The sequence below is a fragment of the Solirubrobacter deserti genome (genome assembly GCF_027587175.1).
GTDB classification, from domain to species: Bacteria; Actinomycetota; Thermoleophilia; order Solirubrobacterales; family Solirubrobacteraceae; genus Solirubrobacter; species Solirubrobacter deserti.
The window spans coordinates 1-25,453 of the sequence record NZ_JAPCID010000013.1 but is presented as its reverse complement, the minus strand read 5'-3'; the positions used below and the strand labels follow the sequence as shown (position 1 = coordinate 25,453).

Annotated in this window: 21 protein-coding genes; 13 read left to right on the top strand and 8 right to left on the bottom strand. The window is 70.9% G+C overall.

The window, feature by feature from the left end; translation table 11 throughout:
* Positions 1–33: 33 nt before the first annotated feature.
* Positions 34–1,413 carry an extracellular solute-binding protein gene (locus tag OJ962_RS10965; RefSeq protein ID WP_202954101.1) on the bottom strand — a complete coding sequence of 460 codons (1,380 nt, stop codon included), beginning with the start codon at positions 1,411–1,413 and terminating at the stop codon, positions 34–36.
* Positions 1,414–1,567: 154 nt separating this feature from the next.
* Between OJ962_RS10965 and OJ962_RS10960 the strand changes: the two genes are divergently transcribed.
* From OJ962_RS10960 to OJ962_RS10945, 4 genes are read left to right on the top strand one after another with little or no spacing between them, the layout of a single operon-like run.
* On the top strand, positions 1,568–2,962 hold the full coding sequence (locus OJ962_RS10960) for an NAD-dependent succinate-semialdehyde dehydrogenase (protein ID WP_238931352.1): 1,395 nt from the start codon (positions 1,568–1,570) through the stop codon (positions 2,960–2,962).
* 19 nt (positions 2,963–2,981) lie between these two features.
* Positions 2,982–3,551 (top strand): DJ-1/PfpI/YhbO family deglycase/protease, encoded by a 570-nt coding sequence (locus tag OJ962_RS10955; RefSeq protein ID WP_202954099.1) that lies wholly within the window; start codon positions 2,982–2,984, stop codon positions 3,549–3,551.
* 12 nt (positions 3,552–3,563) lie between these two features.
* Positions 3,564–4,256, top strand: coding sequence for an alpha/beta fold hydrolase (locus tag OJ962_RS10950; protein ID WP_202954098.1), 693 nt, complete (start codon positions 3,564–3,566; stop codon positions 4,254–4,256).
* Positions 4,256–5,515, top strand: a complete 1,260-nt coding sequence (locus OJ962_RS10945) for an iron-containing alcohol dehydrogenase (protein ID WP_202954097.1) — start codon at positions 4,256–4,258, stop codon at positions 5,513–5,515. The genes OJ962_RS10950 and OJ962_RS10945 overlap by 1 nt, the downstream gene beginning before the upstream one ends.
* On the opposite strand, the gene OJ962_RS10940 is transcribed toward OJ962_RS10945, so the two are convergent.
* Entirely contained in the window at positions 5,497–6,135 is a 639-nt protein-coding gene (locus OJ962_RS10940; RefSeq protein WP_202954096.1) for a GntR family transcriptional regulator, read from the bottom strand. The two genes, OJ962_RS10945 and OJ962_RS10940, sit on opposite strands and share 19 nt — an antisense overlap.
* 153 nt (positions 6,136–6,288) lie before the next feature.
* Here OJ962_RS10940 and OJ962_RS10935 point away from each other — a divergent pair, with 153 nt between their 5' ends.
* The 6 genes from OJ962_RS10935 to OJ962_RS10910 all read left to right on the top strand — a co-directional run bounded on the left by OJ962_RS10935 (position 6,289) and on the right by OJ962_RS10910 (position 16,287).
* Entirely contained in the window at positions 6,289–8,049 is a 1,761-nt protein-coding gene (locus OJ962_RS10935; protein WP_202954095.1) for a ThuA domain-containing protein, read from the top strand.
* 79 nt (positions 8,050–8,128) lie between these two features.
* Entirely contained in the window at positions 8,129–9,346 is a 1,218-nt protein-coding gene (locus OJ962_RS10930; protein ID WP_202954094.1) for an EAL and HDOD domain-containing protein, read from the top strand.
* Positions 9,347–9,377: 31 nt separating this feature from the next.
* Positions 9,378–10,016, top strand: coding sequence for a hypothetical protein (locus OJ962_RS10925; RefSeq protein WP_202954093.1), 639 nt, complete (start codon positions 9,378–9,380; stop codon positions 10,014–10,016).
* Between the two features lie 95 nt (positions 10,017–10,111).
* Positions 10,112–12,526, top strand: coding sequence for a CocE/NonD family hydrolase (locus OJ962_RS10920; protein WP_202954092.1), 2,415 nt, complete (start codon positions 10,112–10,114; stop codon positions 12,524–12,526).
* A gap of 136 nt (positions 12,527–12,662) precedes the next feature.
* Entirely contained in the window at positions 12,663–15,326 is a 2,664-nt protein-coding gene (locus OJ962_RS10915) for a CocE/NonD family hydrolase (protein WP_202954091.1), read from the top strand.
* Between the two features lie 184 nt (positions 15,327–15,510).
* On the top strand, positions 15,511–16,287 hold the full coding sequence (locus tag OJ962_RS10910) for a phosphatase PAP2 family protein (RefSeq protein ID WP_202954090.1): 777 nt from the start codon (positions 15,511–15,513) through the stop codon (positions 16,285–16,287).
* Here the strand turns inward: OJ962_RS10910 and OJ962_RS10905 are convergent.
* Together OJ962_RS10905 and OJ962_RS10900 are read right to left on the bottom strand one after the other, a co-directional pair.
* A complete protein-coding gene (locus tag OJ962_RS10905; protein ID WP_202954089.1) occupies positions 16,203–17,105 on the bottom strand; it encodes a lysylphosphatidylglycerol synthase transmembrane domain-containing protein in 903 nt (300 codons plus the stop codon). The genes OJ962_RS10910 and OJ962_RS10905 overlap by 85 nt on opposite strands.
* Positions 17,106–17,837, bottom strand: coding sequence for a class I SAM-dependent methyltransferase (locus OJ962_RS10900; RefSeq protein ID WP_202954088.1), 732 nt, complete (start codon positions 17,835–17,837; stop codon positions 17,106–17,108).
* Here OJ962_RS10900 and OJ962_RS10895 point away from each other — a divergent pair.
* A complete protein-coding gene (locus OJ962_RS10895; RefSeq protein ID WP_202954087.1) occupies positions 17,836–18,180 on the top strand; it encodes a YciI family protein in 345 nt (114 codons plus the stop codon). The two genes, OJ962_RS10900 and OJ962_RS10895, sit on opposite strands and share 2 nt — an antisense overlap.
* Positions 18,177–19,352: an RNA polymerase sigma factor gene (locus tag OJ962_RS10890; RefSeq protein WP_270006337.1), complete on the top strand. Its 1,176-nt coding sequence runs from the start codon at positions 18,177–18,179 to the stop codon at positions 19,350–19,352. Before OJ962_RS10895 ends, OJ962_RS10890 begins: the two co-directional genes overlap by 4 nt.
* Here the strand turns inward: OJ962_RS10890 and OJ962_RS10885 are convergent.
* The 3 genes from OJ962_RS10885 to OJ962_RS10875 all read right to left on the bottom strand — a co-directional run bounded on the left by OJ962_RS10885 (position 19,342) and on the right by OJ962_RS10875 (position 23,552).
* Positions 19,342–21,789: a WD40/YVTN/BNR-like repeat-containing protein gene (locus OJ962_RS10885; protein WP_202954085.1), complete on the bottom strand. Its 2,448-nt coding sequence runs from the start codon at positions 21,787–21,789 to the stop codon at positions 19,342–19,344. The genes OJ962_RS10890 and OJ962_RS10885 overlap by 11 nt on opposite strands.
* A 426-nt stretch (positions 21,790–22,215) precedes the next feature.
* On the bottom strand, positions 22,216–22,830 hold the full coding sequence (locus tag OJ962_RS10880; RefSeq protein WP_202954083.1) for a glutathione S-transferase family protein: 615 nt from the start codon (positions 22,828–22,830) through the stop codon (positions 22,216–22,218).
* Entirely contained in the window at positions 22,827–23,552 is a 726-nt protein-coding gene (locus tag OJ962_RS10875) for a dienelactone hydrolase family protein (protein ID WP_202954082.1), read from the bottom strand. The genes OJ962_RS10880 and OJ962_RS10875 overlap by 4 nt, the downstream gene beginning before the upstream one ends.
* Before the next feature lie 14 nt (positions 23,553–23,566).
* On the opposite strand from OJ962_RS10875, the gene OJ962_RS10870 reads away from it, so the two are divergent.
* Complete coding sequence (locus OJ962_RS10870; protein ID WP_202954081.1) at positions 23,567–25,051, top strand: aminotransferase class I/II-fold pyridoxal phosphate-dependent enzyme; 1,485 nt, start codon at positions 23,567–23,569, stop codon at positions 25,049–25,051.
* A gap of 68 nt (positions 25,052–25,119) precedes the next feature.
* Here the strand turns inward: OJ962_RS10870 and OJ962_RS10865 are convergent.
* Positions 25,120–25,453: helix-turn-helix domain-containing protein (locus OJ962_RS10865; RefSeq protein ID WP_270006336.1), on the bottom strand; the 334-nt coding region annotated here is incomplete at its 5' end.

The window sequence follows — 25,453 nt, the reverse complement described above, 5'->3', positions numbered from 1 at the left end:
CGGCGGCCGGCCTCGTCAATTCGCTTCGCGGGGCTAGAGACCGCCGCTCTCGTCGAGGATCTTTTGCTCGTCCGCGGCGAGCTTGTCGAGCGCGGCGTCCGGCTGCTGGGTGCCGGAGATGGCCGCGTTGACCTGCGTCGAGTGAACGTTCAGGAGCTTCGCGTACTCGGGCAGGTTCCAGAAGTCCTTCAGCTGGGTGACCGAGTCCGTGAAGACCTTGTTGTACGGCGTCGCCTCGAGGAACTCGGGCGAGTTGAGCACGTCGTTACGCGCCGGGACGCCGCCGAGCTGCGCCCACTTCTTCTGGGCCTCGGGCGTCTGGAACCACTTGATGAAGTTCAGCGCCTCGGCCTGCTTCTCCTCCGGGATGTACTTGGAGACGTGCAGACCCATGCCGCCGAGCGGCTTCTTGTCGGTGACCTGCTTGGGCAGCGGCGCGAAGGCCAGCTTCTCGAGGATCTCCTCCTTGGTCTTGCCGAGCTCCGAGGAGGCCGGGTCGACCAGGCCGCCCATGGCGGCGATCCACTGGAAGCCGACGCACACCTTGCCCTGCGAGATGGCGGCGTTGACCTCGTCGATGAACCAGTTGCTCGAGCCCTTCGGTGTGAGCGGGACCATCTGGTTGACGAGGACGTCCATCGCCTTCTTGCCGGCGGCGTCGTTGATGACGCCCTCGATCTTGCGGTCCTTCTGGTTCCACAGCTCGCCGCCGTAGAGGGCGTTCATGACGTTGTAGGTCACGGCCGCCGCGTCGCCCGTGCCGGCCTGGTGGAACGCGAGGCCGCTCATGCCGTCGTTCTCGTCCTGGCACTTCTTGGCCGCGGCGATCATGTCCTCCCACGTGGCGGGAGGCGTGTCGCCCATCAGGTCCTTGCGCCAGATCATCGACCACGTGTCGCCCAGCAGCGGCAGACCGTAGGTCTTGGCGTCCGGGTTGGGCTCGCCCGTCGTGTTCTGCGGGTACTGGCCGTACGCCGCGAGGAAGTACGGGTCGTACTGCGACGTGTCGATGTTCTCCTTCGTGAAATCGGTGAGGTCGAGGATCGAGCCGTTCTCGACCGCCTCACCGATGTTCTGGGAGTCCAGGATCGGCAGGTCGAAGTTCGTCTTGCGCGCCGCGAACTGGGTGAAGATCGCGTCGTGCCACTGCGGGTTCGGCACGGTGTTGACCTTCACGGTCACGTTCGGACGCGTCTTCGTGTACTCCTTGCCGAGTTCCTCGAGGGCCTGGGCGGGCGGCCACTCGAACCACAGGAACGTCAGCTCCATCGGCTTGTCCGACAGCGCCGCCTGCTTGGCGGGCGCCTTGGTTGCGTCTCCGCCGTCGCCTCCGTCCTCGCCGCCACAAGCGGCGAACACGACGGCGGCGGCCATCGCCATTAGCGATGCCGAGACCGCGAATCTCCCCTTCATTGCTCCTCCTCCACGAGGGTTGGTCCTACTGCTCCGACATGCGGCACTGCGAACCTTGCACGAGGCTTGCAAAAACCTACGGGGTCCTTGCATTCGTTGTCAACACCTCTGGCAATTTCTTGCATTGCCTTGCACGCTGTCATACAGTCAGACCATGGTCTTCGCCCCAGAGCGTAGTCGATTCCCAGTGCTCGATCCCTCGGACGGCTCGGTCATCGAGTCCGTCGGCTCGGCCACGGCCGAGGACGGGATCGCGGCCGTCGACGCCGCCGCCGCGGCCGCCGCCGACTGGGCAGCGCGCGCGCCGCGCGAGCGCGCCCAGCTGCTGCGCGGGGCGTTCGACCTGATGACCGAACGCCTCGATTCCATCGCGCACCTGATCGTGCGCGAGATGGGCAAGCCGCTGGCCGAGGCGCGCGGCGAGGCCGCGTACGCGGCCGAGTTCCTGCGCTGGTTCTCCGAGGAGGCCGTGCGCGTGCCGGGCGACTACGGGCTCGCGCCCGCCGGCACCAACCGGATGCTCGTCGGCCATGCGCCGATCGGCGTGTCGCTGCTCATCACGCCGTGGAACTTCCCGGCGGCGATGGCCACGCGCAAGATCGGCCCAGCGCTGGCCGCGGGCTGCACCGTGATCCTCAAGCCCGCCGAGGAGACGCCGCTGACGGCGATCGCGATCGGCGAGCTGCTGCTCGAGGCGGGTATCCCCGAGGGCGTCGTCAACGTCGTCACGACGGACGATCCCGGCCCGCTGTGTGAAGCGATCCTGGCGGACCCGCGGGTGCGCAAGCTCAGCTTCACAGGCTCCACTGCGGTCGGCCGGCACCTCCTCGGCCTGGCCGGCCGCAGTGTGATCTCCACCTCGATGGAGCTGGGCGGGAACGCGCCGTTCCTCGTGCTCGAGGACGCCGACCTCGACGTCGCCGTGCGGGAGGCGATGGCGGCGAAGATGCGCAACGGCGGCGAGGCCTGCACGGCCGCGAACCGCTTTCTCGTGCACGAGTCGGTCGCCGAGGCCTTCGCGGCGCGGCTCACGGACGCGATGAGCGCCGTCCGCGTGGCCCCCGGCTTCGAGGAGGGCGCGCAGCTCGGGCCGCTGATCAACGCGGACGCGCGCGCGAAGGTCGAGCGGTTGGTGGCCGACGCGGTGGAGCGCGGCGCCCGCGTGCGCTGCGGCGGCGAGCGGCTGCCCGGCCCCGGGTTCTTCTACCCGCCGACCGTGCTCGACGCCGTCCAGCCCGGCAGCGCGCTCCTGCGCGAGGAGATCTTCGGCCCGGTGGCGCCGATCATGACCTTCACGAGCGAGGACGAGGCCGTGCAGATGGCCAACGACACCGAGTACGGGCTCGTGGCCTTCGTCTGCAGCCGCGATCTGCGCCGGGCGATGGCGATCGGCGAGCGGATCGAGACCGGCATGGTGGGTCTGAACCGCGGCGTGGTCTCGGATCCCGCCGCGCCGTTCGGGGGCGCGAAGCAGAGCGGCCTGGGGCGCGAAGGCGGACACCACGGCTTGCTCGAGTTCCTCGAGCCGAAGTACTTTGCGTTCGACTGAAACGTCAGGAGGGAGAACCGTGTCACAGCAGAAAGTCCTGGTCCTCGTCGGCGACGCCGCCGAGGAGCTCGACGCGATGTACCCGATCTACCGGCTGCGCGAGGCCGGCTACGACGCCGTCGTGGCCGCGCTCACCACGCGTGAGGTCCAGCTCGTCATCCACGACTTCGACCCGAACTCGGACGCCTACACCGAGAAGAACGGTCGCAAGCTGCCGGTGGACATCGCGTTCGCGGACGTCGACCCGTCCGAGTACGTCGCGCTCGTGATCCCGGGTGGGCGCGCGCCCGAGTACATCCGGCTCGACGCCGACGTGCGCCGCATCACGGAGTACTTCTTCGAGAAGGACCTCCCCGTCGGCACGATCTGCCACGGTCCGCAGGTACCCGCCGTCTACGGCCTGCTGCGCGGGCGCAAGACGGCTGCGTTCCCGCCGCTGCACGGCGACATGGAGAACGCCGGCGCGACGATCGTCGACGCCCCGGACTGCGTCGACGGGAACATGGTCTCCTGCCGGGGCTGGCCGGACATGCCGGAGTGGTCGCGCGCGTTCATGAACGTGCTCGAGCGCGCCGCCGTCCCCGCCTAGCCGGAACGTCACGTGGTCCCCGTCCTGTTGTTGCACGGCTCCGGGCCGGGGACCACGGCCGCGGCCTGGGACCCGCTCGTCGACGCGCTCGGCGAGCGGTTCGAGGTCATCGCGCCGGACCTGCCGGGCTTCGGTGACGCGCCGCGCGCGCCCATCGAAGACTGGGAGGACATCGTCGCGCCGGACGAGCCGTGCGCGATCGTGGGCAACTCCGCGGGCGGCGCGCTCGCGTTGATGCTCGCCGCCCGTGGGCTCGCCACGAAGGTCGTGGCCGTCGGGTCGATGGGCTACCCGATGCCGCTGCCCCGCGGGCTGGACGCGCTCTGGGGCACCGGGCCGACGCACGCCGAGGCCCGCGCACTGCTGGACCTGCTGTTCCATGACCCGCCGGGGGACGAAGCCGTCGATGCCCGCTTGGCGGCGATGCGCGCGCAGCCGCACTACCGGGAGCTGTTCCCGCAACCGCGTCAGCGCTGGGTGGACGCGCTGTCGCTCACGCCGGGCGAGCTGGCGTCGATCCAAGCGCCGGTTCTGCTGATCCACGGGGCCGAGGACCGGATCGTCCCGCCCGAGCACAGCGTGCACCGGCTGGTGCAGCTGCTGCCCGACGCCCGCGCCCACATCTTCGGCCGCTGCGGGCACGCCTCGCCGCTCGAGTACACCGCCGAGTTCAACCGCCTCGTTCTGACCTTTCTGGAGGACTGATGTTCGCTGTCCTACGCGCACCGTCCCAGGTCCTCTTCGGGGCCGGGATGGCGGAGGCCGCCGGCCCCGTCGCGGCCACCCACGGCCGCCGTGTCCTGCTGATCACCGACCCCGTGATCGCCTCGACGCCCGGCTTCGGGACCGTCGAGGTGTCGCTGCGCGCCGCCGGCCTCGACGTCGCCGTGTCCACGGACGCCGAGGTCGACGTGCCGAGCGCGGCCGTCGACGCCGCCGTCGCGCTCGGGCGCGAGACCCAGCCGGACGCGATCGTCGCCGTCGGTGGCGGCAGCGTCATCGACCTGGCCAAGGTCACCGCGCTGCTGCTCGCGCACGGCGGCGCGCCGTCGGACTACTACGCCGTCAACTCGGTGCCGGGTCCGGTCCTGCCGCTGATCGCGCTGCCGACGACCGCCGGCACGGGCTCGGAGGCCACGCCGGTGGCGGTCATCACCGACCCGGCGAGCGACATGAAGATCGGCGTCGCGAGCTCGCACCTGATCCCGCGCCACGCGATCTGCGACCCGCGGCTGACGCTCGGCGCCCCGCCCGTCGTGACGGCGCACTCGGGCATCGACGCGCTCTCGCACGCGATCGAGGGGTACATGGCCGCGGAGGCCGACGACCCCGACGCGGAGCTGGTGCTCGGCCGCCCGCAGGTGGGCAAGAACGCGATCAGCGACTCGCTGGCGTTGACCGCCGCCGGCCACATCGCCGCCAACCTCGAGCGCGCCGTCCAGGACGGCGACGACCTGGAGGCCCGCACGGGCATGCTCTACGGCAGCCTGCTGGCCGGCATCGCGTTCGGCAACTCGGGCGTCTCCACCGCGCACGCCCTGCAGTTCGCGGTCGGCGCCGCCACGCACACCTCCCACGGCCTCGGCACGGGCCTGCTGCTCCCCTACGTGATGGAGTTCAACCGCCCGGCGCGCCCGGACGACCTGGCCGAGCTCGCCCGTGTGATGCGCTCACCCGGCAGCGCCGTCGACCACGTGCACGCGCTCGGGCAGCGGATCGGCCTCCCGGGCTCGCTTGCGGACATCGGCATCGAGCGCCAGGAGCTGCGCGGCATGGCCGAGGCCTCGTTCAAGTTCAAGCGCCTGGTCGACAACAACCCGCGCCCGCTCGACGAGGACGCGCTCGAGGCGATCCTCGACGCCGCCTGGCACGGCGATCCGGCGCGCTTGAGCCGAGAAAGGTCGGATGATCGGGGTGGGGCGGAGGGGATGTCCGCCTTGACTTCTCAATCAGTCAGGTCGTGAAGCGCGCGGCTGAGGTGCGCGGTCATGCGCGCCTCAGCCTCCGCGACGTCGCCGTGCTCGATCACCGTGAGCAGGTCGCGGTGCTCCTCACCCATCGCGGCCGGTGACGCCCAGGACGGGCGCAGCTGCGCGATGCAGAGCCGGATCTCGCCGCTCAGCGAGCCGTACAGGCGCTCCAGCCGCGGGCTGCCGGCGGCGTGCGCGAGCGCGTGATGGAAGCCCATATCGGCGTCCACCACCTCGCTCCAGCGCGAGTCCACGCGCAGGCGGGTGAGCGGGCCGAGCGCGGCGTGCACGCCGGCCAGCGACGCCCCGCGCGTGAGCACCTCGCGCACGATCAGCGTCTCGATCGGGATCCGGACGCTGAAGAGGTCCAGCACCTCCTCGCGGCTCATGATCGGCACGAACGCACTGCGGTTGCGCTCGCGCTTGAGCAGGCCCTCGTGGCACAGCGTCTGGATGGCGGCGCGCACGGTCGGGCGGGCGACGCCGAACTCGCGCGTGAGATCCACCTCCGGCAGCGGGGCGCCCGGCTTGATCACGCCGTCGAGGATCTTCTCCCGCAGCGACGCCACGACGGCTTCGGTCGTAGAGATCGGAGTGACGGCCAGTCCGCTCACAGCCGCACAAGAGTACCCATTGAACCCGGCGGTTCTGCTTGTCTGACAGTCCGACAGCAGGTATCATCTCGCACGTAGACCTGTCGCGGCCGGCCGACCTTTGCACGAGGCGTGTCCAGTCAATGGCAAGGAGCAAGCTATATGGGTCGGTGCATGAGAGCAGCGGTCGCCGCGATGTCGGCGTCGATGCTGGTCGCTTCCGGATGGAGCGGCGTGGCACACGCCACAGGGACCTCGGAGGAGCAGGCGGCCGCCGCCCTGGCGCCGCCCACGGTCACGGCCGGGCGAACGCCGGCCGGCAACGTGCGCGTCGGTGTGCCGATCGCGTTCACCGCGACCGGCGCCGACGCCGATGGGGACACGCTCACCTACGCGTGGGACTTCGGTGACGGCAACACGTCGACCGCGCAGAACCCGACGCACACCTTCCTCGCCGCCGCGACGCGCACGGTGAAGGTCACGGTGTCCGACGGTACGAGCACCGCCACGGCGGAGCTGCCGGTCGTGGTCCAGGCCAACCGCAACCCCAGCATCTCGGTCGCGACCGCCACGCCGTCGGCCGGCATCGCGCCGCTGACGACCAGCTTCACCGCCACGGCCAACGATCAGGACGGCCACACCGTCTCGTACGCGTGGGACCTCGACGGCGACGGCACGTTCGAGACCGCGGGCCGTGAAGGCTCGTTCACCTTCGCGCAGCCCGGGACCCACGCCCCCACGCTGCGCGTCACCGACCCGTTCGGCGGCGTGACCAACCGCGTCGTGCCGGTCACCGTGCTCGCTCCCGAGGTCGATCCGTCCAAGAAGTTCAACGTGCTGGTGTACTCGCGCACCGCGGGCTTCCGCCACTCCTCGATCGACGAGGGCATCGCGGCGATCAAGAAGCTCGGCACCGAGAACGACTTCAACGTCGACGCGATCGAGGAGCCGACGCTGTTCACGGACGCGTTCCTGGCCCGCTACGACGCGGTCGTGTTCCTCTCCACGACCGGTGACACGCTGCCCGCGGTCGCCCAGCAGGAGGCGTTCGAGCGCTTCATCCGCGCCGGCAACGGCTACGTCGGCATCCACGCCGCAGCCGACACCGAGTACGCGTGGCCGTGGTACGGGCAGCTCGTGGGCGCGTACTTCCGCAACCATCCGACCGGCACGCCGACCGCGACCGTCGTCAACGAGGACGCCGACCACGTCACCAACGCGGGAATCCCTGCGCGGTGGACACGTGTTGACGAGTGGTACAACTACCAGAGCCCGATCAACCCGGTCGTCAACGGCGGCGGCATCGACTACAGCGCCCGCACCAGCGGCGTCCACGTGCTGCTGACGATGGACGAGACGACCTACAACGAGGCCGACGGCAACACGCTCGACGACGACCATCCGATCTCCTGGTGCCGGCGCTTCGACGGCGGCCGTTCCTGGTACACGGGCATGGGCCACACCGAGGCCTCCTATCTGGACCCGGTCTTCCTCGGGCACGTCCTGGGCGGCCTGAAGGTCGCGGCGGGCGTCGTCCCGGACGACGCCTGCGGCATCGTGCAGGTGCAGGACGAGGAGACCGTCGGCGGCTCGGTCCCCGCGACCCTGTCGCTCGCGATCGAGGGCCCGCCGGCGGCGTTCGAGCCGTTCGTCCCCGGCGTCGAGCAGGACTACACGGCGACGTCGCAGCTGTCGGTGGTCTCCACGGCGGGTGACGCGAGCCTCACGGTGTCCGATCCTGGCCACATGACCAACGGCGCGTTCACGCTCGCCGAGCCGCTGCGCGTCGCGCTGTCGAAGACCGCGTGGAGCGCCCCGGTCTCCAACGAGAAGGTCGGCGTGACCTTCAACCAGCTGATCAAGCGGACCGACCCGCTGCGCACCGGCACCTACAGCCGGACGCTCACGTTCACGCTGGCGACCAGCAACCCGTAGTCGGGGATCAAGGGTGCGGACCGCTTGATGGGGTCCGCACCCTACACTGGCCACTTCTCGACCGGTCGATAGGTGGTTCATGTCCCACAGCACTCGTTTTGCCAGGGAAGCGGAGGGCGCCGCCGCGGTGGTCGTCTCCCGCCAGCCGATCCTCGACAATGTCGAGCGGATCGTCGGCTTCGAGCTGCTGACCCCGCCGGAGGCCCACCCGCACGAGGCCACGGCGAGCGTGCTGGCGCAGGCGATCGCGGACATCGGGCTGCACAGGCTCGTCGGTGAGCGTCCGGCGCACGTCGACGTCACGCGCGAGTTCCTCGTGCTCGTCTCGCCGCTTCCGCTCGACCCGGCGCGGGTCGTCCTCGAGCTCCCGTCGGACGAGCACGCCGACGCCGAGCTGGTGGCGGTGCTGCGCGAGGCCCGCGACGCGGGCTTCCGGATCGCGCTCGACAGCTTTCGCGCCGGACGCGCGGACGACGCGCTGCTCGACCTGGCCGAGAGCGTGAAGATCGACGTCGCGGGCCGCTCCGAGGAGGAGATCGAGGCCGACGTCAACGCCGCCCGCGGGCGCGGGCTGGCCGTGATCGCCAACGGCGTCCCGACCCGCGCGGTCTACGGCTTCTGCCGCGGGCTCGGGTTCGACGCCTTCCAGGGCCAGTACTTCGCCGAGCCCGTCATCGTGCAGGGCGCGTCCGTCCCGACCTACCGCCTGCGCGCGCTCTCCATGCTGGCCGCCGGCGAGGCCGCCACCTTCGAACAGCTCGAGCGCGTGATCGCCGAGGACCCGGGGCTCTCGCTGAAGCTCGTCAAGCTCGCGAACTCGGCGTTCTACGGCGGCCGCCACCCCGTCGGCACGATCCGCCAGGCGCTGATGGCGCTCGGCACGGCCACCGTCCGCCGCTGGGCCGCGCTGCTCGCGCTCGCGGGCGTCAACGACCGGCCCAGCCACTTGCTGGAGACCGGGTTGCTGCGCGCACGCCTGTGCGAGCTGGTGGCGGCGCGCACCGCGGGCGCCGAGGCCGAGCGCGGGTTCACCGTCGGCCTCTTCTCGGTCGTGGACTCGCTGATGGGCATGCGCATGCCCGACCTGCTCGGCGAGCTGCCCTTCGACGAGCGCACCACGCGCGCGCTCGGCGCGCACGAGGGGCCGGAGGGCAAGGTGCTCGCGGGCGTGCTGGCCTACGAGGCCGGCGAGTTCGACAAGTGCGTCCAGACCGGGGTGAGCCTCGTCGACATCGCGCACGCGTACGGCGAGGCGCTGGACTGGACCGACGGGGCCCTGGTCCAACTTTCTAACTAGCCGCGCCGGACGGGGTCGTTTAATACCCCGCATGTCCCAGCCGCGCAGCGTCAAGATCGGTGATAACGAGCGGGGCGGCTGGTCTTCGGACCGTCCGCGCCGCGCAGGCGAGCCCGACCGGCCGCCGCGCAAGCAGGACGTCTCGGTCCGCGGGCGGGTGCTCTCCCCCGCGTTCCGCATGCGCTACAACCCCGGCTCGCTGCTGGTCGTCGCGTGCGCCGACCACGAGCTGCGCGACAAGTTCGTCAAGCGCGTGATCGAGGAGCAGAGCACGATCTTCTCGCTCGAGAAGGTCAAGACGCTGCTCGTGGGCAAGGTCGCCGAGGACGAGATCGAGGCGAAGGCCCAGGCGCTGCTGGACGCCGCGGTCGCCAAGCGCTTCGCCGCGGGCGCCTCGGTCGTGATCCCGCTCGCGACGCTCTCCGCCGAGGAGCGCGAGCACTACGTCCGGCTCGCGGCCGCGCACCGCCGCGCGCGCCACATCATCCTCGTCGAGGCCGGCAAGGACAGCGTCGCCGAGGACGATCGCGCGCCGCTGACCGAGCTGCGCAACCGCCTCGACGCAGGCGAGCTCGGCCAGGAGGGCTTCATGACGTCGCTGCGGCTCGGCGGCAAGGTCGTCGACGAGCTCAAGAAGATCGTCTTCGCTCCGCCCCCGGCTGACGACTAGCGCCGTTTAGGCGTCTCCACGCCCCGCGGGTGGACTTCCGCGGCGCCCTCCCGTATGTCTGCTCACGGAGGAGCAGGTCCACCGACGGAGGGTTCATGAGAATTGGGGTGAAGGGCCTCGTCGCGGGCGCGCTGACGCTTGCGACGCTGGGCTCGGGAGGCGGCGTCGCGCAGGCGCAGCAGGTGACGATCGGCGCCGACGGCAAGACCGCGCCGGTCTTCAGCTACGTGCAGGCGACCCGCGAACGCGTCTGGATCCCGGTGGCGAACACCGATACCGACAGCAACGGCGTGATCGACCGCATCGCGATCGACATCGTCCGGCCCAAGGAGTCCGGGCCGACCGTCAAGGTTCCGGCGATCATCGACGCCAGCCCGTACTACACGGCGAACGGCCGTGGCAACGAGGGCCAGCGGATCATCACCAACGAGAACGGGACGCTCGACCGCTTCCCGCTCTACTACGACAACTACTTCGTCCCGCGCGGGTACGCGTTCATCGCCGCCCACTCGCTCGGCACTGCGTTCTCGACGGGCTGCGTCAACCACGGCGGCCCGACCGACATCGCCGGCTTCAAGGCCGTCATCGACTGGCTCAACGGCCGCGTGCCCGGCTACACGTCCGTGGACGGCACCACGGCCAACACCGCCGTCTGGCACAACGGCTCCTCGTCGATGATCGGCAAGTCCTACGACGGCACGTTCGCCAACGGCGTCGCCGCGACCGGCGTCGAGGGCCTCAAGACGATCGTCCCGATCAGCGCGATCTCCGCTTGGTACAACTACTCGCGCACCGCGGGTATTCGTCACAACAACAACTACCCCAGCGGTCTCTCGAACGGCATCGCCGGCGTCCGCGACGACGTCGGGGTCAAGCCGCCGCTCGTCCAGACGCCCACCGGGCCGGTCACCCGCCAGGCCCTGTGCGGGCCGGTGCGCGACGCGATGGATCAGCTCGACGGCGACGAGCACGGCGACATCAACGAGTACTGGCGCGACCGCGACCACAACAAGGACGCGAACAAGGTCAAGGCGTCCGTCTTCATCGTCCACGGCTTCCAGGACGACAACGTCCGCATGGATCACGTCGGCCTGTGGTGGGACGCGCTGAAGGCCAACAGCGTCAAGACGAAGCTGTGGCTCCTGCGCACGGGCCACGTCGATCCGTTCGAGCAGCGCCGGGCCGTCTGGGTCGACACGCTGCACCGCTGGTTCGACCAGGAGCTCCACGGCGTCGCCAACGGCATCGACGGCGAACCCAAGGTGACGATCGAGGACGCGCCCGACGTCTGGGGCAACTACGCGGACTGGCCCATCCCGGGCACGCAGAACACCGACGTGTACCTGCGCGCTGGGGCGAACCCGGCCGGCGCCGGCACGATCGGCGGCATGTCCGGCGGCATGGCGGACACGCTGACGTTCCAGAACACGGGCGCCAACATCTCCGAGAACACCCTGATGGGCACGCCCGAGGGCCAGCAGACCAACCGCCGCGTGTTCATCACGCCGCCGCTCAAGAAGGACGTCCGGCTCTCGGGCACCGCGGTGCTCAAGCTGCGGGCCGCGCTCGGCCTCGAGCGCAGCAACCTCTCGGCGGTCGTCGCCGAGATCGGGACGACGACGCAGATCCTGCGCGGCGGCAACCAGGACGGCGTGACCGACACCACCAAGCGCACGTGCTGGGGCGCGACCAGCACGGACGACAACGCGTGCCCGACGCTCGGCGCCGAGTGCACGACCACCGGCATCGGGGTCGACAACGCGTGCTACCTCGAGGTCAGCAAGAACATCTCCACCAACGTCGCGCAGTGGCGCGTCACGCGCGGCACGCTGGACTCGCGCCAGCGCAACTCGTACTGGTACGCGGACGCGAAGGCCGGGGAGGTCGTCCCGGGCCAGTTCAACGACTACACGATCCCGCTGCAGCCGACCGAGCACATCTTCAAGGCCGGCAACCGGATCTCGATCATCGTGACCGCGAACCTGTACGGCGAGTTCCGGACGATCGGCACGCCGGACACGCCGGGGTACGTGGGGTCGGCGATCAGCCCGGCGCAGGAGATCCGGATCGACACGCGGGCGAGCAAGATCTCGCTGCCGATCGTCGGCGGCTCGGTCGCGCTGTTCGACGCGGGCGCCTTCACCGATCCCCAGACCACGGTCAGCGGCACCGTGCCGGCGACCCTGTCGCTGAGCCTGCGCGGCGCGGCGACGTTCGACCCGTTCATCCCGGGCGTCGCCCAGAACTACACGGCGACCACGACGGCGAACGTCATCAGCACCGCGGGCAACGCGACGCTGTCGGTCTCGGACCCGGGCCGCATGACCAACGGCGCGTTCTCGCTCGCCAACCCGCTCCAGGTCGCCTTCGAGAAGTCGACGTGGAACGGCCCGGTCTCCAACGACGAGGTGGACGTCACGTTCACCCAGGCCATCGGCGCCAACGATCCGCTCCGTACCGGCACCTACAGCAAAACGCTCACCTTCACGCTGAGCACCACGCAGCCGTAGCACGTTGAGGCACATCCACGCGCAATGCGTCCAAAGTCCAGGGCGCTTGCGCGTGGAAGGCCGTAGCGTTGCCTGATCCGCCGTCAACGGAGGACGGCACGGGTCTACGGCAACGGAGGGTTGCATGAGGATTGGGGTGAGAGGGCTGATCGCGGGCGTGCTGGCGCTGGCGATGCTCGCGGTTGGGACGGGCGCCGCGCAGGCGCAGGGTCCCGTTCTGGAGAACGGCAAGACCAAGGCCGTCTACGACTACACGAAGGCCGTCAAGGAACGGGTCTTCATCCCGCAGCCCGGCATCGACCAGGACCGCAACGGCGCCGACGACTGGGTCACGGTCGACATCATCCGGCCCGCCGAGGCGTCGGCGACGAACAAGATGCCGGCGATCATCGACCCGAGCCCGTACTACACGACGCTCTGCCGCGGCGCCGAGAGCCAGTGCATGGCCGACTGGGACGGCGACGGGGTCAACGACCGCTGGCCGCTGTTCTACGACAACTACTTCGTCCCGCGCGGCTACGCGTACGTGCTGGGCCAGATGAACGGCACGGGCATGTCCGTGCACGGCTGCCCGATGCACGGCGGCACCGGCGACATCGCCGGCGAGAAGTCGATCGTCGACTGGCTCAACGGCCGCGTGAAGGCCTACAAGTCCACCAGCCTCACCTCCGAGGAAGTGACCGCCGCCTGGCACAACGGCGCGTCCTCGATGATCGGCAAGTCCTATGACGGCACGCTGGCCAACGGCGTCGCGGCGACGGGCGTCGAGGGCCTGAAGACCATCGTCCCGATCAGCGCGATCTCCCAGTGGTACACGTACTCGCGCAACGGCGGGACCGTCCAGAGCACCAACTATCCTGGTGCCTACCTCAACAACCTCGTGACGTTCCCCGGCACGGCGCCGACCGGCCACGCGGGCGCGGTCTACAACCTGCCGAACCGCCGCGCGGTCTGCACGCCCATCAACCAGGCGGAGATCGACGACGACAACCAGATCGACACCGGCGACGGAGACCGGCACGGCGACATCAACACGTTCTGGGACCAGCGCGACTACGTCAAGAATGCGGGCAAGGTCAAGGCGTCCGTCCTCATCGCGCACGGCTTCCAGGACGACAACGTCCGCATGGACCAGGTCGACGTCTGGTGGCGCGCGCTGCGAGCCAACAACGTCCCGACCAAGTTGTGGCTGCTGCGTGCGGGCCACGAGGACCCGTTCGAGTCGCGCCGCGCCGAGTGGGTCGACACCCTGCACCGCTGGTTCGACCACTGGCTCTACGGCGTCCAGAACGGGATCATGAGCGAGAAGCCGGTCACGGTCGAAGAAGAAAAGGACGTCTGGAAGGACTACGGGAGCTGGCCGATCGACGGCACGCAGGACGTGGACCTGTACCTGCGCGCGACCGACAACCCGGCCGCGGCCGGCACGCTCGGCGGCCTGGCCGGCGGCGGCGCGGCGGACTCGCTGACGTATCTCGCCCGCAACAACAGCAGCGAGAACACGCTCATGAACTCGCCCACCGGCGCGCAGACCAACCGTCGCGTGTTCCTCTCGCGTCCGCTGACCAAGGACGTGCGCCTGTCCGGCACGCCGCTCGCCGACGTCGCCGCCGCGCTCGATAAGACGCAGGGCAACGTCAGCGTCACGATCGTCGACTACGGCGTGCTGAACGCGAACGGCACCCGGCAGAACTTCACCCAGACCTCGCGCAGCAGCGAGGGCGTCGATCTCGTCGCCGCCCGCTCCTGCTGGGGCGTGTCGTCCGACGGCGTGACCTGCCAGAACGCGAACGTCGGCGACCCATGCACCGCGCCGGCCCGTGAGGTCGAGCACGCGTGCTACCAGAACATCAGCAAGCCGACCACCAACGTCGCGCAATGGCGCGTGTCGCGCGGCATCCTCGACTCCTCGAACCGCGACACGCTGTGGTTCGCGAACGCGTCGGCGGTCAAGATCGGCGAGACCAACCGCTTCAAGTTCCCGACGATCCCCACCGAGCACATCTTCAAGGCGGGGCATCAGATCGGCATCGTCATCGGCGGCTCGAACACGAGCTTCATGGGCGCGGCCGGCGGTAACGACAACGTCAACGTGACGCTGGACACGCGCACCTCCAAGGTGACGCTGCCGATCCAGGGCGGCTACGCCGCGGCGGCCTCGGCCGGCCTGACGGACGCCGAGACGGTCGCCCCGACGCTGGGTGACGTCCCGGCCGACGTGCTCGTGGGCACCACGGACGCGAGCGGCGCGGCCGTCACCTACACCCTCCCGACCGCGACCGACAACGAGGACCCCAGCCCGCTCGTCACGTGCGACCCGGCCTCGGGCTCCAAGTTCCAGGTCGGTACGACGACGGTGACCTGTGTCGCCAAGGACGCCAACGGCAACGCGTCGGCGCCGAAGACGTTCAAGGTCGTCGTCCGCCACGACGTGCCGGTCGACGTCCCGGTCGGCGGCAGCGTGCCGGCGACGCTGGCGCTGACGCTCGGCGCCGCCGCGAGGTTCGACCCGTTCGTCCCGGGTGTCGAGCAGGACTACACGGCCGAGACGACCGCGACCGTGGTCAGCACCGCCGGCAACGCCGCGCTCAGCGTGTCGGCCCCGGGCCACCTGGCCAACGGCGCGTTCACGCTCGCTGAGCCGCTGCGCGTCGAGTTCTCGAAGGCCGCCTGGACCGCTCCGGTGTCCAACGAGACGGTCGACGTGCGGTTCAAGCAGCTGATCAAGCGCACGGACCCGCTGCGGACGGGCACGTACGCCAAGACGCTGACCTTCACGCTGTCGACGACGGCGCCGTAGATCATTCGCTGAGGGGCCCGCGTTCGCGCGGGCCCCACGGTGCCACTTGTATAAAGTAAGTCGCTCATGAAGCGTCAGCGACTTGCGAGTGGGGTTAACCCCCCGCGAAACGGCTCTGGACCCCACCTGCAGTTTGGTGGAGCCACGGCTGTGGCGGCCGGGAGGCGCGCGTAACTTGCACTGCATGCTCGCCGCCTCGACCTTCCGCCCCACGAGCGCGCTGCGGCTGCCTTTCTCCCGGCGGGCCCGCGTGCAGATCGGGCTCTTCCTGCTCGCCTACGCGGTCTACACCGTCGCGCGCTTCTTCACCATCGGCGACCTCGCCGACGCGACGGCCAACGCGCACTGGATCGTCGACCTGCAGAACGCGGTCGGCGTCGGCGTCGAGGCCTCGGTCCAGAGCGCGCTCGACGGCAGCTGGGCGATGTGGGTGCTCAACCGGCTCTACCTGATCGCGCAGCTGGGCGTGATCCCGGCGGTGCTGATCTTCCTCTACAACCGCTCGTGGGCGATCTACGCGACGCTGCGCAACACGATCCTGGCGACGTGGCTGATCTCCGTGCCGGTCTACGGCCTGTTCCCGGTCGCGCCGCCGCGCCTGGCCGGGCTCGGCATCGAGGACACGATCACGTCGCAGACGAGCATGAGCCTGACCTCGAACTTCTCCACGAGCTTCTTCAACGAGCTCGCGGCGGTCCCGTCGCTGCACGTGGGGTTCGCGGTGGCGGTCGGCTTCGCGCTGTTCAGGGCCTTGAAGAACCCGCTGCTGCGCTGGGTGGCGCTGCTGTGGGGCCCGATCGTCGGCCTGGCGGTCGTCGCCACCGGCAACCACTTCCTGTTCGACGCCGTCGCCGGGCTGGCCGCGAGCGCCGCGGGCTACGGCTTCGCCGTGATGGCGGTGCGGATGCGGGCGAAGCGCCCGACGCGCACCAGCCTGGGCCCGGCGTTCGCCGAGGCCTGAGTCGCGCACAGCACGAGCGCGAGCGCGGTACCGACCACGGTCAGCACCGTGCTGGTGCCGACGAAGAACGCGGCCAGCTGCGCCGCGGGCACGTGCTGGCCGGTGACGGGGCCGAAGGTGGCGGCGAGGATCGCGGCGCCGGTCCCGACGCTCGCGGGCGAGAACGGCACGATCCGGCCGCTGCACTGGGCGAAGGTGACCAGCAGGACCGCGGCGAGCGTCGCCGGCAGGTGGAACGCCGCGAGGAAGCACCCCAGCGCGGCGAGCCGCAGGACGCGGCTGAGCAGCTGCCACGGCAGCACGTGGCGCGCGTAGGCCCGCGGCGACTTGAGCGCGGAGCAGCCCGTCTTCACGCGCGCGATGAAGCGGCGCGTCTTCGCATGCCGGCGCCCGATGAGAACCGCGCCGGTGACGGTCAGCAGCGCCGCGGCGGCGATGAGCCCGGTCTGCGCGCCGGGTGAGACGTCCGGGCCGACGCCGATCGCGAGCGCGAGGGCGAGCAGGCCGAGGCCCAACGCCGTCTCCCCCGCCGCCTCGGCCACGAGCGTGCCGGTCAACAGGGCGCGGTTGCCGCGCCCCGGCATCCTTCGGGCGAGCAGGAGCACGCGCACCGCGTCGCCCCCGCGCGCGGACACGATCCCGCCCGCGCCCGCGCCGGCCACCCACGCGGCGACGGCGTCGCGCGTGCGCGGCGGCGCTTCGCTCGTGCGGCGGATCACCGCGCACCAGCCGCGTCCGCGGGCCACCTGGTTGAGCAGGTGCAGGACCACGCCCAGCGCGAGCCAACCCGGCGACAGACCCATGAGGACGTAGGGCATCTAGTCCCGAGGGTACCCGGTTCCGGCCACCAGGTAGCGATCCTGCTCCGCTGTGTAGGTGTCCTCGCGGACGGCCAGGCCGGCGGCGGCCAGATCCTCACCCAGCTGCTGGTGCGTGAACGGCCAGTACGTCAGGCGCTCGCAGACGTCGCCGACCGTGACTGTCACGTGGTGCGGCGCGTCCCAGGCCTCGGGTACCTCCCAGGTGTGGGTGCCGTCGGTGTGCGAGCCGAGCGCGCGCACGCGCTCCCAGTTGCGGGTGGTGAGGACCAGCACGCCGCCGGGCTTGAGCGTGCTCGCGAGCGCGACGATCGCCCGGCGGCGCTCGCGCGCGTGGCCGATCGAGTTGCCGACGCAGAAGACGGCGTCGAAGCGCGGGCCGGGCGGAAGCTCCTCCCAGGCGCACACGCCGGCGCGAACCTCGGCGCCGTGGCGCGCGGCCGTGGCGCGCGTGCGCGCCACCATGCCGGGGCTCGCGTCGGTGGCCTCGGTGCGCAGCCCGCGCAGCGCGAGGCCGGTCGCGAGCAGCCCGATCCCGCACGCTGCGTCCAGCACGCGCGCGCCCTCGGGCAAGGGGTCGATGAACGCCGCGAACGCCGCCACGTTGCCCTCCGGCGTGCGCAGCCCCTCCGGCGTGAGCTGCTCGTAGACCGAGCTCAGGTCGTCGTATGTCGATATGGGCGGATCCCGTTCGTGTAGAGGGTGAAACCATCCCCGAAGGAGGCTCTCCATGACCCGGTACGCACTGATTGTCCACCAGCCCGACGGCCCGCCGCCCGCCGATCTCGACCTCGACGGCATCACGCGCGACGTGCGCGCGCTCGAGCAGGAGATGCGGGACGCCGGCGTGTGGGTGTTCTCCGGCGGCCTGCACGACGCAAGCACCGCCACCACCGTGCAGGTCCGCGACGGCGAGCTGATCACGACCGACGGCCCGTACCCCGAGGGCCACGAGCACATCGGCGGCCTGACGGTGATCGAGGTCGACGATCTCGACGCCGCCCTGAAATGGGGCCGCAAGTCAGCGCAGGTGATCAACGGCCTGCCGATCGAGGTCCGCCCCTTCTACGGGTGAGCGCGGACGTCGAACATGCCTTCCGCGCCGAGCACGGGCGCGCCGTCGCCGTGCTGGTCCGCGTCTTCGGCGACATCGACGTCGCCGAGGAAGCGGTCCAGGAGGCGTTCGCGGTCGCGCTCGAGCGCTGGTCCGTGGACGGCGTCCCGCCCAGCCCGGCCGGCTGGATCATCACGACGGCGCGCCGGAAGGCGATCGACCGCCTGCGCCGTGAGGCCTCGCGCGAGGACCGGCACGCGCAGGCGGTCCTGCTGGCCGCCCAGCAGGACGGCCCTGTGGAGGAGGTGGGTCCCGTGCAGGACGACCGCCTGCGGCTGATCTTCACCTGCTGTCACCCGTCGCTCGGGATGCCGGCGCGGGTGGCGCTCACCCTGCGGCTGCTCGGCGGGCTGTCCACGGCCGAGATCGCGCGCGCGTTCCTCGTGCCCGAGCCGACGATGGCGCAGCGGCTGGTGCGAGCCAAGGGCAAGATCCGGCACGCGAAGATCCCGTACCGCGTCCCGCGCGAGGCCGATCTTCCCGAGCGGCTCAGCGGCGTCCTCGCGGTCGTCTACCTCATCTTCAACCAGGGCTACGTCGGCCCGCGGGCGGAGCTGTGCGAAGAGGCGATCCGGCTCGGCCGCGCGCTCGCGACGCTGATGCCGGACGAGCCGGAGGTGTGGGGCCTGCTCGCGCTGATGCTGCTCGTGCACGCGCGGCGGGAGGCGCGGGCGGGCGGCGTGCTGCTGCGCGACCAGGACCGCCGCCTGTGGGACCGGGCGATGATCGACGAGGGGCAGGCCATCGTCCGGCGCCTGCTGGCCCGCAACCAGCCCGGTCCCTACCAGGTGCAGGCCGCGATCAACGCCGTCCACGGCGAGGGCGTGACGGACTGGCCGCAGGTGGTCGCGCTCTACGACCAGCTGCTGATGTTCACGCCGACGCCGGTGGTGGCGCTGCACCGGGCGGTGGCCGTGGCCGAGGTGTCCGGGCCAGAGGCGGCGCTGGCGCTGGTGGACGAGCTCGCGCTCGAGCGCTACCACCTGTTCCACGCCGTGCGGGCCGAACTGCTGACGCGCCTCGGCCGGAGAGCCGAGGCGCGTCAGGCGCTGCAGGCCGCGTTGGAGCTGACGGAGGGCGAGCCGGAGCGCGCGCTCCTGCGCGACCGGCTCGCCGCCCTGCCTACTTCTTGACCTTGAACTTCACCGTCTTCGCCGCGCCCTTGTTGCCGGCGGCGTCGACCGGGGTGACCACCAGCCGGTACTCGCCCTTCGCGAGCTTGCGCTTGGGGAGCTTGACCGTGGCCGAGCCGGCGGCCGCGGCCACCTTCACCGTCGCGACCTTCGTCACGACCGTGCACTTGAAGCCCTTCTTGCCGCCGGCCTTGCACTTCTTGCCGGCCTTGCGGCCCGCGCGGACGCGCTGGTACTCGACCGACAGGGAGGCCGCCTCGGACAGCGTGACCTTCATCGAGGTGGGGGCGCCGGACTTCAGCGACAGCACCGGCGCGATCTTGTCGCCCGGCGGGGGCGGCGGGGTCTGGCCGCCGCCCGTGCCGCCGCCGCCCGTGCCGCCGCCACCGGTGCCGCCGCCGCCCGTGCCGTCGCCACCGCCGCCGTTGTCGTTCCCGCCGCCGCCCTGCTGGGCCGGGGGCTCCGGCTCCGGCGGCGCCTCGGTCACGACCGCGGTCAGCGCCGTGTAGACGAAGGCCGGGTCCGGCTTCTTGTTGGCGATGTTCGAGTCAGCGGTGATCTCGGCCTTGATGCGCTTGCCGAGGTCAGCAGGCTTGATCACGTAGGTCGAGCTCTTCTCGTTGTAGATGTACTCGCAGCTGCCGCCCTCGGCGTTGCAGCGCATCCAGCGGCGCTCGAAGCGCATCCCCGAGTAGGCCCAGGTGCCGGAGCCCGACAGCAGCGTGTGGCCGACCCACGCGTTGCCCGAGATCGACTGCGGGCCGGTCTGCTTCGGGTCCGGCGCGAGGACCTCCGTCGTCTGGCCCGAGCAGTCCAGCGTCTTGGAGCCCGACGCGTTGTGGCCGGTCGCCTTGAAGCACAGGTACTTGCCCACGTCCTGGTCAGTGAGCGTGTAGTTGATCTCGTCAGCGCCCTGCAGCTTTTCGCAGTTGTTGACGCCGACACAGCGGTACCACTGCCAGCTGACCGATGTCGCGTTCGGGTTGTTGAACTTCCAGTCCTGCGCGGTCAGGACCACGCCCGGCTGCGGCTGGCCGGCGGGCGTGAGCTTGATCGAGCCGGTGCTGGTGCCGCCGATGTCACCGGGCAGCGAGTTGGGCTCGGCGGCCGCGGCGCCGGTGGTGAGGCTCGCCTTCTCGGCCGGCAGCAGCGGGCTGTTCGGGAAGTCGTTGTGCGCGGTCACCACGACGCGGTACTTGCGGTCCTTGGCGGGGACGACGAACGTGGCGTCGGTCGCGTCCGTGATCGGGACGCACTTGGCCTCGGTGCAGTCCTCCCACTGGTACGTGAACTCGGTCGGGGAGCCGGCCCACGTGCCGTTGGAGGTGACCCACAGCTTCTGGGACTTGTGCGGCGTCGTGTCGTTGATCGTGGGCAGCACGCCGGCCCACACCGGCGGGGTGATCGTGAAGACCTTGCCGCCGCCGCCGTGCGTGCCGGCGAGCAGCGTGCCGGGCGTGTTGATGTAGCTGTTCAGGCCCCAGATCTCCGAGTTGGGGCTCAGGCCGTCCAGCGGGAGCTTGCGCCACGTCGGCTTGCCCGGCACCGGGTGCAGGTCCGTCTGGCCGGCGATCACGCCGTTGTCGGTGGCGATGTACAGGCGCTTCTTCTCGACGCCGTTGAACTGCGTGATCGCGCGGACCGTCGTGTCCTCGCTGATCCGGGTCCAGGTGAGGCCGGCGTTGATCGAGCGGTACAGGCCGTCGGTGGTGCCCGCGTAGTAGATGTTCGGGTACTTCTCGTCGGCCCACGCGCGCATGGTCTGGCCGGTGATGCCGTCGTTGGACAGCGTCCACGTGGATCCGCCGTTGACGGAGAGGTAGATCCCGCTCTGCGTGGCGGCGTAGATCAGGGCACCGTTGTCCTTGAACGAGCCGAGGCTCCACACCGTCTCGGAGGCCAGCATGCCGTTGCCCGGGGCGGGCTTCTGCCACGTCGCGCCGCCGTCCGTGGAGCGGTACACGCCGCCGCTGGCGACCGCCGCGAGCATCGGACTTCCCGGCAGGGCGCCGGTGAAGACGGCCTGGACGGCCTGGTTGAGCTTCTTCGGGTTCTTCGGGTCCTGCTCAGGCCCCTGCGCAACGGGCTGGAACGCGCCGCCGGCGACCGACTTGAACAGGCCGGCGGTGGTGCCGGCGTAGACCGTCGTACCGCTGGTGAAGACCGTGCGCACGTTCATGGCGCCCGGGACGCCGGCGAGGCCGGCGTTGAACGCCTCCCAGGTGAGGCCGTTGGTGACCGAGCGGAAGACGCCGTCGTCCTCGGTCGCGGCGTACATCGTGCTCAGCGTGCTGTCCGTGGCGTACTCGCGTACCCAGTTGGCAGCGCCGGAGTTCAGCCCGGGAAGCCCGAGCCAGTTCGCGTTGGCCGCCGGAGCGGCGGCGAATGTCATCAGTGTCGAAACTGCAGCGAGCGTCAGCAGGGGGCGGAAGCGCATGGCTGGGCAAGCTACGGGCCGCCCGGACCCCGGTCATGGCGGTCACCCAGTGGCCCGACGGCGCGCAACCGGCGAGCTTTCGTGCGGAGAGCCACACCCCGGAAAATTGGGGTTCCCCCAAGGTTGCGCCAATGACGCCGTGTCACTTTGTGTCGCGACATGAATCGCTTGACTCGAAACTGGGATCTCGTCGTCACCTCCGGCGCGCTGGCCGTGGTTGTGCTCGGCGTCGCCGCGCCGCATCTGAAGCGGCTCGTGGCGGGCACGAACTGACCGCTCGGGTAGGTGCGGTCGCCGGACATCCGCCTACCTTCGACTGCATGAGTCAAGGCAAAGTCGACGAGGCGCTCTGGCTCGAGAGCCTGCTGGCTCCGGAGCCCGAGCCGGTGGAGGCCGAGCCGCAGCCCGAGTCGCCGCGCCGTTGGTTCAGGTTCCTGCGCCGCGCGGAGGAATCGGCTCCAAGTCGTTGACGAAGCCCGGCGTGGCTTCTACGCGCGCCAGCCAGTCGGCGACGACCGGCTCGTGCTCGAGGTCCACGTCGGCCGCCGTGTGCGAGTAGGCGTAGACCTGCATGTCAGCCACGGTGTAGTCCTCACCCGCGAGGAACGGACGCCCGTCCGAGAGCCCGTGCGCGATCGCGTTCAGCGCGCGCTGGCCCTGCTGCAGGCGGTTCTTGTAGACCTCGGGCGCGTGGTCGTCGAGGCCCATCAGCTTCATGAAGCGCGCGACGGCGAGCCCCGGTTCCAGCTGGTTCTGCTCGAAGAACAGCCACTGGTGCACGCGCGCCCGCGCGACGCCGGGCGGCGGCAGGAACGGCGTGCCCTCCGCGAGGTAGAGCATGATCGCGCCGGACTCCGGGATGAACGCACCGTCGTCGGTCTCCAGCACCGGCACGAGCTTGGTCGGGTTGCGTGCGAGCTGGCCGTGGCGGTCGCGGTCGAAGATGTCGACGGTGACGCGCTCGTACGGCGTGCCGAGCTGCGCGAGCAGCAGCCGCGGCTTGAGACAGTTGGCCGACATCGGATGGTCGTAGAGCTTCATCGCAGCACCCGCTTGAAGAACGTGACGGTCTCGGCGAAGGCCCGGTCGGTCGCCTCGGGGTCGTGGCGCGGTCCGACGTCGCGCCCGAACGCGTGCTCGGCCTCGTACTCGTGCCACTGGTAGCGCGAGCCGGCGGCGTCCAGCGCGTCCTTGACCGTGGCGCGGCCGGGCGGCGGCGTGTGCGGGTCGCGCGTGCCGAAGATCAGCAGCAGCTCGTGCTGGATGTCGGCCGCGCGCTGCAGCGCGTCCGACGTGTCCTTCCCGAGCTTGCCGTCGTGCAGGCCCGTCGGGTACCAGAGCGCGGTGCCGGCCACGCGGGTATCGAAGGCGGCCCGGAAGGCGAGGTGGCCGCCCGTGCAGTGGCCGGTGGCGCCGACACGCGCGTCGCGCGCGGCGAGCCAGTCGACAGCGGCGCGGATGTCCTCGTCGAACTCGGCCGTCGTGATCGCCTCGGCGTCGGCCTGGCCGCGCGCCTTGCCCTCGTCGTCGAAGGCCAGCACGGTGTCCGGCGGCTCGACGCGGTGGTAGATCTCGGGCACGGCGACCAGGAAGCCGTAGCTCGCGAGCCGTACGGCCCACCGCAGAGAGGACTCGGTGAGCTGGAAGATGTCGGTGTAGAAGACGACGCCCGGCCAGCGCCCCTCCGGCTTGGGGGCGGTGACGAACGTGCGCATGCTGCGCTCTGCGACCGGGATGTCGACGAATTCGCGCGTGACGACCACGCTCGCATCCTGCCATGCTGACGCGCGCCATGGCCTCCCCCGACCAACCGACCGCGCCCTACCTCGACGCCGTCGTGGCGTACGGGTTCCGCGGCTCCACCCGTTTCCACGTGCCGGGGCACAAGGCCGGCAACGCCGCCGACCTCGGCGTGCGCACCGCGTTCGGCTGGCAGACGCACCGGCTGGACATCCCGCAGGACATCCACGGCGTCGATCTCGGGCCGTCCCCGACGCCGTACGAGCGCGCCGAGGAGCTCGCCGCCGAGGCCTACGGCGCCGAGCGCTCGTGGTTTCTGACCAACGGAGCGACGCAGGGCAACCACGCGCTGTGCCTGGCGCTGGCGCCGCTGGGCGCGCCGGTCGTGGTACAGCGCAACGCGCACGCGTCGGTGGTCGACGGCCTGGTGCTCTCGGGCGGGTTGCCCACATGGGTGGCGCCGGAGTACGAGCCGGTGCTCGGCATGGCGCACGGCGTCACGGCCGAGGCGGTGGCGCGCGCCCTGGAGGCGACACCGGGCGCGCGAGCGGTGTTCATCGTCTCCCCCACCTACTACGGGATGGCGGCGGACATCGAGGAGTGCGCACGGGTGGCGCACGCGGCCGGCGTGCCGTTGGTCGTGGACCAGTCGTGGGGGCCGCACCTCGGGTTCCACGAGGAGCTGCCCGCCGGCGCGCTGGAGCTGGGCGCGGACGCGATGCTCACGTCCGTGCACAAGATCGCGGGGTCGCTGACGCAGTCCGCGCTGCTGCACGTGAGCTCGTCCGGGCGCGTGGACCCGGAGGCCGTGGCCCGGACGCTGCGGTTGGTGCGCTCCACGTCGCCCTCGTCGCTGCTGATGGCTTCGCTGGACGGCGCGCGGCGCCAGCTGGTGCTGCACGGCGAGGCGTTGCTCGGGAACACGATCGCGCTGTCGCGGCGCACGTGCGCGGCGATCGACGAGATCCCCGGCTGTCGCGTGATCGGCGACGAGCAGGTCGGGCGGCCGGGCGTGGCCGGGCGCGACCCGCTGCGGATCGTCATCGACGTGCGCGGGACGGGCGCGACCGGCTACGAGATGGCCGCGGCGCTGCGCTCGAACTTCGACACGCAGGTGGAGCTGGCGACGCAGGCGACGATCGTGCTGGTGCTCGGGCTCGACGAGCCGCCGCGCGAGCTCGAGCGCTTCATCCACGACCTGACGTGGATCGCGCGCCGGATGGAGCGGCCGGGCGAGACCGAGGAGGTCACGCTCGCCACGGGTACGTTCGAGAACGAGGTCGTGGTCGCGCCGCGCGAGGCGTTCCTCGGGGCGTCGGAGATCGTCGGGGTCGACGACGCCGTGGGGCGCGTGAGCGCGGAGGCGATCGCCGGCTACCCGCCCGGCATCCCCGTGCTGCTGCCGGGCGAGCGGATCACCGACGAGGTGGTCGCGTACCTACGCTCACTGAAGGCGGTCGGGGCGCGGTTGCACGGGGCGAGCGATCCCGAGTTCGGGACCGTCCACGTCCTGGCTCAGTGATGCTCGTGGACCACCGCGTGGCCCTTGCCGCGTGAGATCAGCCTGAAGGCCAGCCGGTCAGTGATTGGTCATGCTGCATACCCCCTGAGGGTATCAGCGAGCTGCGAGCGGGAGTTGATGCCGAGCTTCCCGTACGCGCGGCCGAGGTGGACCTCGACCGTCTTGGGCGTCACGAACAGCTCCTCCGCGATCTCGCGGTTGCGCCGGCCCGCGGCCGCGAGCTCGGCGACGCGGCGCTCGGACGGCGTCAGGCCCTCGGGCCCGGACTGGGCGACGCGCTGCGGCCGCGCGCCGGCGATCACGAGCTCGTCGTGGGCGATCCGCTCGACGCCGCGGGCGCCGATCGCGAGCGCCCGCTCGCGGGCGTGGCGCAGCGGGGCGCGGGCCTCCGCGCGGCGGCCG